This window comes from Mumia spirodelae (assembly GCF_050632745.1).
In the GTDB taxonomy this organism is placed as follows: domain Bacteria; phylum Actinomycetota; class Actinomycetes; order Propionibacteriales; family Nocardioidaceae; genus Mumia.
The window spans coordinates 1,341,565-1,356,565 of sequence record NZ_JBODSD010000001.1 but is presented as its reverse complement, the minus strand read 5'-3'; the positions used below and the strand labels follow the sequence as shown (position 1 = coordinate 1,356,565).

Here is a 15,001-nt window from a genome sequence, read left to right as displayed (position 1 = left end):
CATGCTGGTGAACCGCAGAGGCGTCCTGGCCGTTGGTGCCCTGGCCGTCGCCTCGTCCCTCGTCCTCGGCGCCTGTGGCGGGTCGTCCGACGACGACGAGGGTTCCGACAAGAAGTCGTCCGGGTCGTCCACGCTCACCATGTGGGTGGACGCCGAGCGCGCACCGGCACTCGAGGACGCCGTCGCCTCCTTCAAGGAGGACAAGGGCGTCGAGGTGAAGCTCGTGATCAAGGACTTCCAGTCCGCGCGCGACGACTTCATCACCCAGGTCCCGACCGGCAAGGGCCCGGACATGATCGTCGGCCCGCACGACTGGGTCGGGAAGTTCGTCCAGAACGGCGTCGTCGCCCCGCTCGAGCTCGGGGACAAGGCGGGCGAGTTCGAGGACGCGGCCATCCAGGCGATGACGTACGAGGGCAAGACCTACGGCCTGCCGTACGCGATCGAGAACGTCGCGCTCGTCCGCAACACCGACCTCCTCGCCGAGCCCGCGCAGACGATGGACGACGTGGTCGCCGCCGGCACGAAGGTCGTCGACTCCGGCAAGGCGAAGTACCCGTTCCTCGTGGGTCTCGACCCCAAGCAGGGCGACCCCTACCACCTGTACGGCATCCAGACGTCGTACGGAGCCCCGGTCTTCGAGCGCAACGCGGAGGGTGACTACGACCCGACCAAGCTCGGCCTCGGCAACCCCGGCGGCGTCGAGTTCGCGAAGGACCTGGCGGCCTGGTCGAAGGCGGGCGCGCTCAACGCGAGCATCACCGGCGACATCGCCAAGGACGCGTTCAACAAGGGGCAGTCGCCGTACTTCCTGACCGGACCGTGGAACGTGCCGGACATGCAGAAGGCCGGCCTCAACATCGCGATCGACCCGATCCCGACCGGCGGCAGCGAGGCGGCGACGCCGTTCATCGGCGTCAACGGGTTCTTCATCAGCGCGAAGGCCACCAACGCGCTCGCCGCGAGCGAGTTCGTGCTCAACTACCTCAGCACCGAGGAGGCGCAGGACGCGCTGTTCGCCCAGGGCGGCCGTCCGCCGGCGCTGAAGGCGTCGTTCGAGATGGCGGCGTCGGACCCGATCGTCGCGGCGTTCGGCGAGATCGGCAAGAGCGGTGCGCCGATGCCGGCCATCCCGCAGATGGACGCGGTGTGGGCCGACTGGGGCGCCACCGAGCTCGACATCATCAAGGGCAAGGTCGACCCGGCGCAGGCCTGGCCGAAGATGGTCCAGAGCGTCCAGACGAAGGTCGCCGGCTGACCTCGTCCTGACGGCCGGGGAGCGGTTCCGCTCCCCGGCCGGTCTGCTCTCCCCCGCACGTTCCCAGGAGGGGCACCACCTCATGACGCTCACCGACGACGCCCGCACCGACGGCTCGGGCTCGCCCGACCCGCGACCCCGCCGTCGGGGACCGTGGTCGCGGCTGAGCCGGCCCGGCGAGACCGACGGGCTCGTCGGCATCCTCGTGAAGATCGTGCTTCTGGGGCTCGCCGACGCGCTCGCGCTCTACGCGGTCTTCGTCCTGGCCGCGCAGGAGAAGTGGGTCGTCCTCGCGCTCACGGTCGTCCTCACGGTCGGCGTGAACGTCGTCTACCTCCGACGCGACGGCCTTCCCGCGAAGTACCTCGCGCCGGGCATCACGCTGCTGCTGGTGTTCCAGGTGTTCGTCATGGTCTATACCGGCTACATCGCGTTCACCAACGCCGGCGACGGGCACAACAGCAGCAAGGAGGACGCGGTCGCGGCGATCGCGACCAAGGGGCAGGAGCGGGTGCCGGACTCGCCCCAGTACCAGCTGTCGGTGCTCGAGAAGCGCGGAGACGTGTGGTTCCTCGTCACCGCCCCGGACGGTGCCGTCGCGCTCGGGTCGGCCGACGAGCCGCTGGCCGAGGTCGACGACGCCGAGGTGGACGGCAGCGGCAAGGCGGTCGCGGTCGACGGCTACGCCCCGCTCTCCTTCGACGAGCTCCTCGACCGCCAGGACGAGATCCTCGCGACCGCGGTCCCGGTCTCGGACAACCCCTCGGACGGCAGCCTGCGCACGGCCGACGGCAGCACGGCGTACGAGTACCGCTCGAACCTGCGCTACGACGAGGACGCCGGCACGTTCACCGACGCCACGACCGGCACCGTCTACGCCGACGGCGGCGAGGGAGCGTTCGTCTCGGCCGACGGCGAGGAGCTCGTCCCCGGCTGGAAGATCAACGTCGGCCTCGACAACTTCCGGCGCGCCGTGGAGACGCCGCAGCTGCGGGACTCGCTGCTCTCGGTGATCGTCTGGACGTTCGTGTTCGCCACGCTCTCGGTGGCGCTCGTCTTCGGGCTCGGGCTGTTCCTGGCGATGGTCTTCAACGTCGCGAGCATGCGGGGCAAGCGGTTCTACCGGGTGATGCTGATCCTCCCGTACGCGTTCCCCGCGTTCCTGTCCGGACTCGTCTGGTCCGGCCTGCTCAACACCGAGTTCGGGTTCGTCAACCAGGTGCTGCTCGGCGGCGCGGACATCGAGTGGCTCACCGACCCCTGGCTCGCGCGCTTCAGCGTGCTCTTCGTCAACACCTGGCTCGGCTTCCCCTACATGTTCCTCGTCTGCACCGGAGCGCTCCAGTCGATCCCCGACGAGATGAACGAGGCCGCCCGCATGGACGGCGCGAGCCCGTGGCGGGCGTTCCGCGCGGTCAAGCTGCCGCTCCTGCTGGTGTCGGTCGCCCCGCTGCTGATCACGACGTTCGCCTACAACTTCAACAACTTCAACGTGATCTACATGCTCACCCGCGGCGGGCCCCGCTTCGAGGACACCACGAGCGACATCGGCGCGACGGACCTGCTGATCACGATGGTCTACAAGGTGGCGTTCGGCACCGGGACGGGGCGCGACTACGGGCTCGCGAGCGCCCTGACCATCATCATCTTCGTCGTCATCGGCATCATCTCGGCGGTCCTCTTCCGCCGCACCAAGGCACTGGAGGACATCCACTGATGAGCACCGTCCCCGCACCGCGCCGCCGCAGCTTCCGACGCTGGTTCGCCGACCTCGGGTGGCGCCACCTCGTCGGCATCGCCGTCACCGTCTACGCGGCGTTCCCGATCCTCTACGTCGTGTCGGCCTCGCTCGACCCGTCCGGCACGCTCGCCGGGAGCAGCCGGCTGTTCAGCACGATCGACCTCGGCAACTACCGTGAGCTCTTCTCCGACCCCTCACGGCCGTACGGGCGGTGGTTCCTCAACACCCTCCTCGTCGGCGGGGTCACGGCGCTGGGCACGGTGTTCCTCGGGGCGCTGGCGGCGTACGCGTTCTCCCGGATGCGCTTCACCGGTCGTCGGCTCGGGCTGCTCTCGCTGATGCTCGTCCAGATGTTCCCGCAGATGCTCGCCGTGGTCGCGATCTTCATCCTCATGTCGGCGATCGGCGACGTGTTCCCCGCGATCGGCATCGGGACGCACGCGGGGCTGATCCTGGTCTACCTGGGCGGCGCGCTCGGCGTGAACACCTACCTGATGTACGGCTTCTTCAACACCGTCCCGGTCTCGATCGACGAGGCCGCGCGGCTCGACGGCGCGAGCCACGCCCAGATCTTCTTCGGGATCGTGCTGCGACTGGTGACGCCGATCCTCGCGGTGGTGGGGCTGCTCGCCTTCATCACGGCGACGAGCGAGTTCGTGGTCGCCAGCGTGTTCCTGACCGACCCCGACCAGCAGACGCTCGCGGTCGGGCTCTTCGGCTACGTCTCCGAGCAGACCTCCACGAACTGGGCGATCTTCGCCGCCGGCGCGGTGCTTGCCGCGGTGCCGGTCATGGTCCTCTTCCTCGCGCTCCAGCGGTTCATCGTCAACGGCCTGGTGTCGGGCGCCGTGAAGTAGGTGGAGCGCGACCCCGGCGACCAGCGCCCAGAACGCGGCGCCGATCCCGGCGACCGTGATGCCGCTCGCGGCGACCACGAACGTCACGACCGCGGGCTCGCGCGGACCGTCGACTGACACGGCGCCGAGCAGCGCGGACCCCAGCGTCCCGACCAGGGCGAGCCCCGCGACCGCGGCGACGACACCGGCCGGCGCCGCGACCACGACGGTGGCGAGCGCGGTCGAGAGGAGCGCGATGACGAGGTACGCCCATCCGGCCGTCTGCGCCGCGACCCAGCGACGGCGGGGATCCGGTCCCGCCTCCGGCCCGGCCGTGAGGGCCGCCGTGATCGCGGCGAGGTTGACGGCGTGCCCGCCGCCGGGAGCACCGGCGACCGTGCCGAGCCCCGTCGCGGCCATCGCGGCGCGCCACGGGACGGTGAAGCCGTACGACGCCATCACCGCGACGCCCGGCACGTTCTGCGCGGCCATGGTGACGACGTACAGCGGCACGGCGATCCCGACGACGGCCTGCCACGTGATCACCGGCGTGGTCCAGGTGACGTACGGCAGCAGAGGGCCGTCGAGGGCGGCACCGTGCCGCGCCAGCCAGACGCCGACGACCACGAGCGTCACCGCGAACGCCCCCGGCACGGCCCACCGCGCCGCGACCCTCAGGAGGACCAGCCAGGTGACCACGACGGGGGCCACGAGCCACGGGCTGGTCGTGAGCGCGCGGACCGGCTCGACGCACAGCGGGAGGAGGACCCCGGCGAGCATCGCGTGGGCGACGGGCTGCGGGATGCGGGCGACGAGGCTGCCGAGCGCCGGCCAGGCTGCGGTGGCGAGGATCAGGGCACCGGTGACGACGAACGCCCCGACCGCCGCAGGCCAGCCGCCGTCGGGGACGGCGGCGCCCGCGAGCATCGCAGCGCCGGGCGTCGACCACGCGAGGGTCACCGGGATCCGGTAGCGCCACGAGAGCACGATCATGCCGACGCCGAGCGTCACGCACAGCACGACCAGACCGGACGCCGCTTGCGCCCCGTCGGCCCCGACCGCGCGGAGACCGGCGAGGACGACGGCGAACGAGCTGGTGAACCCGACCAGGGACGTGACGATGCCGGTCACGACCGGGACGCGGCGGGCGCTGCTCACGAGAGGCTCCTTCGTGCCATGATGAAGGCGTTCCGTACACGGAACGTTCCGTATGCGGAACGATAGCCGATCCTCGAAGGAGCCGTCACGTGCCGGACCCCGCCCCTGCGCCCGACGACGCCGCTGCCCGCGTCGGTGTCCGCGTCCGCGGTCTGCGCGAGCAGCGTGGTCTCTCGCTGTCGGCCCTCGCCCGCGCCGCCGGGATCGGCAAGGCCTCGCTCTCCGAGCTGGAGTCGGGCCGGCGCAACGCGACGCTCGCGACCCTCTACGCCCTCGCCGCGCCCCTCGGCGTCCCGCTCGCCGCCCTCCTCGACGACACGATCGGCGCCGAGGTGGCGAGCAGCGGCGTCACCGCCCGGCTGGTCGACGTCCGGCACCGGCCCGACGCCACGGTCGAGACCTACGTGATGGAGTTCGCCGCCGGCGAGGAGCGTCGCTCGCCCTCCCACGGCGCGGGCGTGCGCGAGCACCTCGTGGTCGTCGCAGGCACGCTGCGGCTCGGCCCGGACGAGGCGCCCGTCGTGGTCCGGGCCGGCGAGCACGCCGCCTTCGACGCCGACGTCCCGCACCACTACGTCGCGCTGGGCGACGAAAATGCAGAAGGCGTCCTGGTGATCGTCACGCCTAGACTGACGACGGCGTGAGGGAGCACCCTCGCGACCAGCCGATCACGAGGAGGACGCGGTGAGGTCAGGCATCGACGAGAGCGGCACGGACCCGGCGGTGCGGCCGCAGGACGACCTGTTCCGCCACGTCAACGGCGGCTGGCTCGCGACGGCCGAGATCCCCGCGGACCGTGCCGTCGCCGGCTCGTTCGTCACCCTCGTCGACGAGGCGGAGGTCGACGTCCGCGCCATCGTCGAGGAGTGCCAGGCGAGCCCTGACGGGGACCCCGCCGGCGGCGACGTCGCCGACGAGCGGGCCAAGATCGGTGCCCTCTACACGAGCTTCATGGACGTGGACCGTGTCGAGGCGCTCGGCGCGACGCCGCTCGAGGGCGACCTCGCGGCCGTCGACACGATCGGCGACGTGCACGACGTGGTCGAGGCCCTGGGCGCGCTCGAGCGCCAGGCCGCGTCCAGCGTCTTCGGCATGTACGTCGGTCCCGACCGCGGCAACCCCGACCGCTACGTGGTCACCGTCCTGCAGGGCGGCCTCGGCCTCCCCGACGAGGCGTACTACCGCGAGGAGCAGTTCGCGGCGGTCCGCACGGCGTACCAGGCCCACGTCGCCACGATGCTCGGCCTCGCCGGGCTCGACGACGCCGACGCCCGCGCCGCGCGCGTGTACGCCCTCGAGGAGCGCCTCGCGAAGGGGCACTGGGACCGGGTCGCGAGCCGTGACGCGGTCAAGACCTACAACCTCCTCGACCTCGACGCCCTGCAGCTGCTCACCCCCGCGCTCGACTGGCGCTCGTGGGCCGCTGCGGCGCAGTTCGACCTCGACGTGCTCTCCGAGGTCGTGGTGTCCCAGCCGTCGTACCTCGAGGCCCTCTCCGACGCGCTGCGCCAGGAGCCGGTGGACGCCTGGAAGGACTGGCTGCGCTTCCGGCTGGTGTCCGCGGCCGCCCCGTACCTCTCGAGCCCCTTCGTGGACGCCAACTTCGCGTTCTACGGCCGGACGCTGTCGGGCACCGACGAGCTGCGAGCCCGCTGGAAGCGCGGCGTCTCGTTCGTCGAGGGCTCCATCGGCGAGGGGCTCGGCCGTCTCTACGTCGAGCGGCACTTCCCGCCGGCCGCCGCCGCCCGGATGGAGGAGCTGGTCGCCAACCTCGTCGAGGCGTACCGCCGCAGCATCGCGGGGCTGACCTGGATGGGTGCCGAGACCAAGCAGCACGCGCTCGAGAAGCTCGAGGCGTTCACGCCCAAGGTCGGCTTCCCCAAGCGCTGGCGCGAGTACGCCGCCCTGGTCGCCGACCCGGCCGACCTCCTGGGCAACGCGCGTCGCGCCTCCAACGTCGCGACCGACCGCGAGCTCGCCAAGATCGGGCAGCCGATCGACCGGGACGAGTGGCTGATGACGCCGCAGACCGTCAACGCCTACTACAACCCGACCATGAACGAGATCGTCTTCCCCGCCGCGATCCTCCAGCCGCCGTTCTTCGACGCCGAGGCCGACGACGCGGTCAACTACGGCGGCATCGGCGCGGTCATCGGCCACGAGATCGGCCACGGCTTCGACGACCAGGGCTCGCAGTACGACGGCACTGGCGCCCTGCGCAACTGGTGGACCGACGACGACCGTGCGGCGTTCGAGAAGCTGACCGGCACGCTCATCGCGCAGTACGACGCCCTCTCCCCCGACGGCGCCAACGGCCAGCCGGTCAACGGCGCGCTGACGATCGGCGAGAACATCGGCGACCTCGGCGGGCTCGGGATCGCGTACGAGGCCTACCTCCTCGCCCTCGACGGCGAGGAGCCCCCCGTGCTCGACGGCCTCACCGGCGCGCAGCGCTTCTTCACGTCGTGGGCCCAGTGCTGGCGCGGCAAGGTGCGACCCGCCGAGGTGGTCCGCCGGCTGACGGTCGACCCGCACTCGCCGCCGGAGTTCCGCTGCAACCAGGTCGTCCGCAACCTCGTCGCGTTCTACGACGCGTTCGGCGTGGAGCCGGGAGACGCCCTGTGGCTCGCCCCTGACCAGCGCGTGACGATCTGGTGACCACCGGGGCGTACTCGCCCGGCCACGTCGCCGGGATCCAACGACGGACGGTCGGCGTGCTGGCCTCGTCGCAGGTGATCGGCGGCCTCGGGGCCGGCGCTGCGCTCTCGGTCGGCGCGCTCCTGGTCAAGGACGTGTCCGGGTCGTCGGCGTGGGCCGGTCTCGCGACCACCATGCTCACGCTGGGGTCCGCGCTCCTGGCCCTGCCGCTCGCGGCCCTGGCGTCCTCGCGCGGTCGCCGCCCGGCGCTGGCGCTCGGGTGGCTGCTCGCCTGCGTCGGCGCGCTGGTCGTGGTGGCCGGAGCCGAGCTCGACGCGGCCTGGCTGGTCCTCGTGGGTCTCTTCGTCGTCGGCGCCAACACCGCCACCAACCTGCAGTCGCGCTACGCCGCCACCGACCTCGCGGAGCCGCTGCACGTCGGACGGGCGCTGTCGCTGGTGGTGTGGGCGACGACGATCGGGTCGGTGATCGGCCCCAACCTCACCGAGGTCGGGGCGCGCACCGCCGACGCCCTCGGCGTCCCCGACCTCGCCGGCCCCTTCGCGATCGCCGCGGTCGGTTTCGCCGCCACGGCCGTCCTCACCGCGGTCGCGCTCGTCCCCGACCCGCTGCGGGTGGCCAAGGAGCTCCGGCCCGTGGCGGACGGAGAGCTGGTCTCGCGGCCCCGCATGCGCGACGCCTGGCCGCTGCTGCACAGCAATGCCGCGGCGCGGACCGGTGTCGTGACGATCGCCGGTGCGCACGCGCTGATGGTCGCCGTGATGGCGATGACGCCGGTCCACATGGCCGACCACGGGTCGAGCCTCACGATCATCGGGATCACGATCAGCCTGCACATCGCCGGGATGTTCGCCCTGGCACCGGTCATGGGCATCCTCACCGACCGCTGGGGCCGCGGCCGCACGATCGTCCTCGGTCAGGCGATCCTGCTGCTCGCGACGCTCGTCGCCGGCACCGCGGGCGAGTCCGAGCCGCGGATGATGGTCGGTCTCACGCTGCTCGGGCTCGGCTGGTCCGCGTCGACGATCGCCGGCTCCTCGCTGGTCGCCCAGTCGGTCCCGGCCGACGTACGCCCCACCGTGCAGGGCGCCTCCGACTTCGTGATGAGCCTCGGCGGAGCACTCGGCGGTCTCCTCGCCGGCGTGATCATCAACGCGTGGGGGTTCGGCCCGCTCAACGTCGTCGCGGCCTTCCTCACGGTCCCGGCGATCCGGATGGTCGTGGCGGGTCGGCACCGCATCGGCGCAGCGGGCAGACTGGCTCCGTGAGCACCACAGCGGACGACCCGCACTCGACGAAGGGGGCCTACGTGCATGCCGGCGAGGACTACAGCCGCGACATGCGCTACCTGACCACGCGCATCACGCGCGACGGCAGGGACGGCTACCCGGTGGAGGCGGGCCGCTACCGCCTCGTGGCCGCCCGCGCCTGCCCGTGGGCCAACCGGGCCGTGATCGTCCGCCGTCTCCTCGGCCTCGAGGACGCGTTCTCGATGGGCCTGTGCGGGCCGGTCCACGACGCGCGCAGCTGGACGTTCGACCTCGACCCCGGCGGTGTCGACCCGGTCCTCGGCTACGAGCGGCTCCAGCAGGCGTACTTCGCCCGCGACCCCGACTACCCGCTCGGGATCACGGTGCCGGCGATGGTCGACCTCCCGACGAAGGCCGTCGCCACGAACGACTTCGACCAGATCACCCGCGACTTCTTCTTCGAGTGGTCCGACCACCACCGCGAGGGGGCGCCCGACCTGTGGCCGGAGCCCCTCCGCGACGAGATGGAGACCGTGATGAAGCGGGTCTTCACCGAGGTCAACAACGGCGTCTACCGCTGCGGCTTCGCCGGATCGCAGGAGGCGTACGACGCGGCGTACGCCCGCCTGTGGACCGCGCTGGACTGGCTCGAGGAGCGCCTCGCGACGCGGCGCTACCTGATGGGCGACACGATCACCGAGGCCGACGTCCGGCTGTTCACCACGCTGGCCCGCTTCGACCCCGTCTACCACGGCCACTTCAAGTGCAACCGGCAGAAGCTGAGCGAGATGCCGGTGCTCTGGGCGTACGCGCGCGACCTCTTCCAGACGCCCGGATTCGGCGACACGATCGACGTCGGGCAGATCAAGACCCACTACTACGTCGTCCACACCGACATCAACCCGACGCAGATCGTCCCGGTCGGCCCCGACCTCGCGGGGTGGCACGCACCGCACGGCCGGGAGGAGCTCGGCGGCACCCCGTTCGGCGACGGCACCGCCCCGGATCCCCTTCCCGCCGGGGTCCTCGCCCGCTGACGAGCGCCGCGGGGGTTTCCCTCGCAACCGTCACGCAACCCTTGCCAGCCCCGCGTCGCGGCACCTAACGTCGTGACCCAGGCTGCTGGGGGGCAGCCCGAAGCTCGGGGGACGAGATGAAGAAGGACATGCCGTGGGGCCCGTCGCCGGCTCTGGGTCGCTACACCTACTGGCCGCGCCTGGACGCGTGGGAGTTCTCCGAGGGGATGTACGCCATCCTCGGGATCTCACCGTCCTCGCGCATCACGACGCAGCTGGTCCTCAACCACCAGCACCCCGACGACATCGAACGCACCCGCGCGCTGATCGCGTCGCGGGGCAACGGTGACGGCACCGGGTACAGCTACCAGCACCGGATCGTCGACGCGGCCGGCTTCGTCCACGAGGTCGTCGCGGTCGGGACCGACCTCGGCGACGCGACCGACGAGCGCGGCCCGCGGACCGAGGGCTTCCTCGTGGACCTGAGCGAGGTCGGGGGCCACCCGGCGCTCAGCTCCCCCATGGTGCCGGTCGAGTTCGACCCGGACGACCTGGTCATCACGCCGTGCCCGCACTGCCCGCAGTGGTGGGCCCAGGTCGTCCCGTCGGCCGGGGCGACGGTGCTCCGCGAGTGGCACGAGCCGTTCTGCCCGGAGGCCCTGCGCTGGACCACGCCCGATCAGCCGATGCTGGCGCACGGAGCCCTCTGAGCCTGCTGCTACGGTGGCGGCCGTGTCCGACTCGACCGCCGCGCGCCCCGCACGCCCGACCCTCGCGGAGTACCGTGCGGTCGCCCAGCCCCCGGAGATCCGTGCCCGCCGCAGCGCGGAGCACTGGGTCGCCGACCTCTACCTTCGCGACATCTCGCCGTACGTCAGCCGACCTCTGGTGCGCCTCGGCCTGAGCGCCAACGCCGTCACCGGCCTGATGATCCTCTCCGGCTGGCTGGCTGCCGGGTCGCTGCTCGTGCCCGGGATCGTCGGCGCCCTGCTCGCGGTCTTCTTCGGCCAGCTCCAGATGCTGCTGGACTGCGCCGACGGCGAGGTCGCGCGCTGGCGGGGCACGCTGTCCCCGGCCGGGACGTTCCTCGACAAGATCGGCCACTACACGACCGAGTCCCTGATCCCGATCGCGCTCGGCGTCCGCGCCGCTGGCGGGCTCCCGGACCTCGACGACCACTACGGCTGGACCACGCTCGGCGCGCTGCTCGCGGTGGTCATCCTGCTCAACAAGTCGCTCAACGACTTCGTCCACGTCTCGCGCGCGTTCTCGGGGCTCCCCAAGCTCGCCGACAGCGCCGAGGCCGCTGCACCGCGCCCGGGCATGGTGGCGCACCTGCGCCGGGTGGCCCGGTACGTTCCGTTCCACCGCCTCTACCACTCGGTCGAGCTCACGCTGTTCGTGCTCGTCGCGGCGGTCGTCGACCTGCTCGCGGGCGACGCGTGGGGCGGGCTCGCCGGCACCCGGACGCTGCTCGTGGCGCTCCTCCCGCTCGCGGTCCTGGCCGTGATCGGCCACTTCCTCGCGATCATGGCGTCGTCGCGCCTGCGCCCTCCCGCACCGTGACCGTCCGCCCGTGGCGAACGACCGTACGGTCGGGGCCGCGGGCGACGCACACTTGATCCACCGGTCCCGCGGACGACGCGAGGGGGTGGTCGCAGTGCCGGACGAGGCCGTGCCGGACAGGGCCGTGCCGGACAGGGGTGAGCTCGACGCCTACTCCCGCACGGTCAGCACGGTGGCCCGCACGCTGTCCCCGCAGGTGGCGAGCGTGATCCTCCCGGGTCGCGGAGGCGGTTCGGCCGTGGTGGTCGACGAGCAGCACCTGCTGACGAACGCGCACGTGGTCGGACGCCGTACGCAGGGCTCCGCGACGTTCGCCGACGGCACCGAGGAGTCGTTCACCGTGGTGGGGGCCGACCCGCTCTCCGACCTCGCCGTGCTGAGGGTGCAGGGCTCGCCTCCCCCGCCCGCGACCTTCGGCAACGCCGACGCCCTCGTGGTGGGCCAGCTCGTGGTCGCGGTCGGCAGCCCCCTGGGGTTCACCGGGTCGGTGACCGCCGGGGTCGTGAGCGCCCTCGGCCGCGCGCTCCCGGTCCGTCAGCGCGACGCCGTGCGCGTCATCGAGGACGTGATCCAGACCGACGCCGCGCTCAACCCCGGCAACTCCGGCGGCGCCCTGGCCGACTCGGCAGGCCGCGTGGTCGGGATCAACACCGCGGTCGCCGGCGTCGGCGTCGGCCTGGCGGTCCCGATCAACGCCACCACGCGCCGGATCATCGGCACGCTGATGGTGGAGGGACGGGTACGCCGGGCGTACCTCGGTCTCGTCGGCGTCCCCGCCCCGCTGCCCGACGACGTCGCGGCCCGCACCGGCCAGGCCGCCGGGGTGCGCGTGGTCGAGGTCGTCCGGGGCGGTCCCGCCGACCTGGCTGGCGTGCGCACGGGCGACCTGGTCCTCGCGGTCGGCCGGGAGGTCGTCTCCGACGCCCAGGGCATCCAGCGCCAGCTCTTCGGAGAAGTGATCGGGCTGGCGCTGCCGGTGACCGTGCTGCGCAACGGGGCGATGGTCGACATGGTCACCCGGCCCGTCGAGCTGACCGCCTGAGCGTGCGCGGACGACCGGACGTCCGACGGTAGGGTGGGCGACGTGCACCGGATCCGCCGCCTCGGTCAGGTCGCGCGCCGAGGCGTCGCGACGGTCCGCAACCGCCTCGACCGACGCGCCTTCGCTGCCCGCTGCAACACCGATCCCGCGGCGCTCGCCGCACCCGTCGTCCTCTACTTCGCCGACGGCCCCGAGAACCTCTACCAGCTCCACCAGTGGGACCGCGTCCTCGCGGCGCTCCCCTGGCCGGCCGCCGTCGTCGTGTCGCGTCCCGACACCGGGCGCCGCGTGCTGGAGGAGACGTCGCTGCCGGTGTTCTTCGCGCCCGGCTCGTCGTACCTCGAGGACCTGGTCGACCGCGGGGCCGTCAAGGTCGTCCTCTACGTGAACCACCTCCCGCTGAACTTCCGCATGCTCCGGTTCGCCCGCCCGGTGCACGTGCACCTCGGGCACGGCGAGAGCGACAAGGACTCGAGCGTCACCAACCAGAACAAGGCGTACGACCGGGTGCTCGTCGCTGGTCCCGCCGCGCGCGAGCGCATCGCCGGGGCGCTGCGCGGCTTCGACGACGCGATCCATGTCCGCGAGGTCGGACGCCCGCAGCTCGACCTCGACTACGCCGGCGCTCCGTCGTGGCCGGACGACGGGACGACCCGCGTGCTGTACGCCCCGACGTGGGAGGGCGACCGCGCCAGCATGGCGTACGGGTCCGTCGCGTCCCACGGCGTGGCGCTGGTCGCCTCGCTGGTCGCCGACCCGCGCTACCGCGTCGTCTACCGCCCGCACCCGCGGACCGGCGTCCAGGACCCGGCGTACGCCGCCGCCGACCGCGAGATCCGCGCCATCCTCACCCAGCACGGCGACCGCCACCTGGTCGACACCGGCCCGTACGGCTGGCAGTGGGCGTTCGCCGACGTGTGCGTCACCGATCTGTCCTCCGTCGCCTACGACTGGCTCGCGACCGGTAAGCCGATGCTCGTGACCGTCCCGACCGAGCCGCGCACGACGCTCCCGCCGTCGCGCTTCCTCGCCGAGGTCCCCCGGCTCGAGGCCGCGGACGCACCGCGGGCCGCCGCGCTCCTCGACCGGCCGTGGCCGCGCGAGCAGATGCACGCGCTGTCGGTGCACTACTTCGGCGAGACCGCCGACCGCGCGAGCACCGCCCGCTTCGTGGGGGCGCTCGAGGAGGCGCTCAGGATCGCGGACGAGCCGGTCGGACCAGCTTCCGCAGCCTCAGCCTGACGCGGTCGCCCAGGTCGCGCGCACCGCGCGGCCCGGCCGCGGGCTCGCCGACCGGGAGCGGGAACGCCTTGCGCGCGATCCGTCGGTCGAACGCCTCGGCACCGGCGGCCTGCCCCGGGTCGAACACGTGGCTCAGGCCGTGGGCGTGCAGGAACGCCGAGTAGCGGGCGAAGCGCTCGGCGTGCCCCGTGAGGAGCGGCTTCCAGTCCGCCTCGGCGTGCAGCGCGACCGCGTCGACGCCCTCGAACGGGATGTCGATCCGCCGGTGCGGGATCGCGTGGTAGCGGGCCAGCTCGAGCGTGCGGGCGTCGTGGGTGAGGACGTACGCGGGGGTGCCGGCCAGCAGCGCAGCGATGTTGCCGTGGATCCGGGTCCCGTAGGAGAACGGGTACGCGGCCAGCGCCGTCATCCACGTCGACGCGTCCAGCGGGAACCGCGTCCGGCCGCCCGCGATCAGCGGGTGGTCCGGGTGGATCGGCAGCCGCTCGTCGATGACCTTGCGGTCGCTGCTGCCCTCGAGGAGCAGCTCCAGCGTCTTGATGTCCTGCGCGAAGTAGACGAGACCCGGGTAGCGGGCGACCTGGTCCTCGACGACCGGGGCCATCTGCGGGAGGTAGGGAGAGAGGTTGAACGCGATCGGCCCCCGCTTGTCGAGGCGACGCCCCGGCTTGCGCAGCGGCAGCTGGTCGCCGTGGAGGAACATCGACGGGCAGCCGATGACCTCGACGTGCTCGGAGCCGAAGCCGAGGTCGGCGAGGTACTCCGCGGTCCACTCGCCGCGGACGCCGATCGAGGGCGAGTGGTCGAGCACCGCCCGGACGAAGCGCGTGACGGCGTCGGCGACCTGCCGGGGCGCCCTCACTCCCTCGCCGACGGCGGACTGCACGCCGACGCCGACCACGGTGACCGGGATCGAGAGCTTCTCGATGGTCTCGGTGATCGCGTCCAGGTTGGGCAGGAACCGCTTGCGGAACGCGTTGGCCAGCGGGATGACGACGTGGTCGTAGCTCTCGTCGATCTCCTCGGGGCTCAGCGTCCGGGCGCGGTTGAGGCGGGCGACCTCGACCGTCGCGTCCGGGACCGACAGCGTCCGCTGGACCGCGTAGCTGAAGACCAGGTTGCCGACGTTGTCGCCGATGAGGTTGCGGGCGAGCACCCGTCCGGCCGTCGGCGCGGCGAACGGGTTCTTGTGGGCCCGCATCAACAAGCGCGTCACGAATGTCTCCTAAGACGG

12 protein-coding genes and 1 pseudogene are annotated in these 15,001 nt (G+C 72.4%); 11 read left to right on the top strand and 2 right to left on the bottom strand.

From position 1 onward, the window contains the following. The first annotated feature begins 1 nt into the window (after position 1). The 3 genes from ACQSSQ_RS06670 to ACQSSQ_RS06660 all read left to right on the top strand — a co-directional run bounded on the left by ACQSSQ_RS06670 (position 2) and on the right by ACQSSQ_RS06660 (position 3,856). Positions 2-1,258, top strand: coding sequence for a sugar ABC transporter substrate-binding protein (locus ACQSSQ_RS06670; protein ID WP_431326249.1), 1,257 nt, complete (start codon positions 2-4; stop codon positions 1,256-1,258). An 82-nt stretch (positions 1,259-1,340) separates the two neighbouring features. Then, entirely contained in the window at positions 1,341-2,975 is a 1,635-nt protein-coding gene (locus tag ACQSSQ_RS06665; RefSeq protein ID WP_431326248.1) for an ABC transporter permease subunit, read from the top strand. Continuing rightward, a complete protein-coding gene (locus ACQSSQ_RS06660; RefSeq protein ID WP_431326247.1) occupies positions 2,975-3,856 on the top strand; it encodes a sugar ABC transporter permease in 882 nt (293 codons plus the stop codon). Before ACQSSQ_RS06665 ends, ACQSSQ_RS06660 begins: the two co-directional genes overlap by 1 nt. Before the next feature lie 57 nt (positions 3,857-3,913). On the opposite strand, the pseudogene ACQSSQ_RS06655 reads toward ACQSSQ_RS06660, so the two are convergent. After that, positions 3,914-4,966, bottom strand: a pseudogene (locus ACQSSQ_RS06655) (benzoate/H(+) symporter BenE family transporter); the annotation flags it as partial. A gap of 116 nt (positions 4,967-5,082) precedes the next feature. On the opposite strand from ACQSSQ_RS06655, the gene ACQSSQ_RS06650 reads away from it, so the two are divergent. The 8 genes from ACQSSQ_RS06650 to ACQSSQ_RS06615 all read left to right on the top strand — a co-directional run bounded on the left by ACQSSQ_RS06650 (position 5,083) and on the right by ACQSSQ_RS06615 (position 13,767). Further along, positions 5,083-5,637, top strand: coding sequence for a helix-turn-helix domain-containing protein (locus ACQSSQ_RS06650; protein WP_431326246.1), 555 nt, complete (start codon positions 5,083-5,085; stop codon positions 5,635-5,637). 40 nt (positions 5,638-5,677) lie between these two features. Further along, positions 5,678-7,651 (top strand): M13 family metallopeptidase, encoded by a 1,974-nt coding sequence (locus tag ACQSSQ_RS06645; RefSeq protein ID WP_431326245.1) that lies wholly within the window; start codon positions 5,678-5,680, stop codon positions 7,649-7,651. Further along, positions 7,648-8,919: an MFS transporter gene (locus ACQSSQ_RS06640; protein WP_431326244.1), complete on the top strand. Its 1,272-nt coding sequence runs from the start codon at positions 7,648-7,650 to the stop codon at positions 8,917-8,919. The genes ACQSSQ_RS06645 and ACQSSQ_RS06640 overlap by 4 nt, the downstream gene beginning before the upstream one ends. A 71-nt stretch (positions 8,920-8,990) precedes the next feature. After that, positions 8,991-9,938 carry a glutathione S-transferase family protein gene (locus tag ACQSSQ_RS06635; RefSeq protein WP_431326783.1) on the top strand — a complete coding sequence of 316 codons (948 nt, stop codon included), beginning with the start codon at positions 8,991-8,993 and terminating at the stop codon, positions 9,936-9,938. A gap of 116 nt (positions 9,939-10,054) precedes the next feature. Next, on the top strand, positions 10,055-10,627 hold the full coding sequence (locus ACQSSQ_RS06630; protein WP_431326243.1) for a hypothetical protein: 573 nt from the start codon (positions 10,055-10,057) through the stop codon (positions 10,625-10,627). A 22-nt stretch (positions 10,628-10,649) separates the two neighbouring features. After that, the gene (locus ACQSSQ_RS06625) at positions 10,650-11,483 is read left to right on the top strand and encodes a CDP-alcohol phosphatidyltransferase family protein (RefSeq protein WP_431326242.1); all 834 of its coding nucleotides are present in this window, start codon (positions 10,650-10,652) and stop codon (positions 11,481-11,483) included. 85 nt (positions 11,484-11,568) lie between these two features. Continuing rightward, positions 11,569-12,525 (top strand): S1C family serine protease, encoded by a 957-nt coding sequence (locus ACQSSQ_RS06620; RefSeq protein ID WP_431326241.1) that lies wholly within the window; start codon positions 11,569-11,571, stop codon positions 12,523-12,525. Positions 12,526-12,567: 42 nt separating this feature from the next. Further along, positions 12,568-13,767: a CDP-glycerol glycerophosphotransferase family protein gene (locus ACQSSQ_RS06615; RefSeq protein ID WP_431326240.1), complete on the top strand. Its 1,200-nt coding sequence runs from the start codon at positions 12,568-12,570 to the stop codon at positions 13,765-13,767. Here ACQSSQ_RS06615 and ACQSSQ_RS06610 read toward each other — a convergent pair. After that, a complete protein-coding gene (locus tag ACQSSQ_RS06610) occupies positions 13,718-14,983 on the bottom strand; it encodes a polysaccharide pyruvyl transferase family protein (RefSeq protein ID WP_431326239.1) in 1,266 nt (421 codons plus the stop codon). The two genes, ACQSSQ_RS06615 and ACQSSQ_RS06610, sit on opposite strands and share 50 nt — an antisense overlap. Positions 14,984-15,001 lie beyond the last annotated feature (18 nt).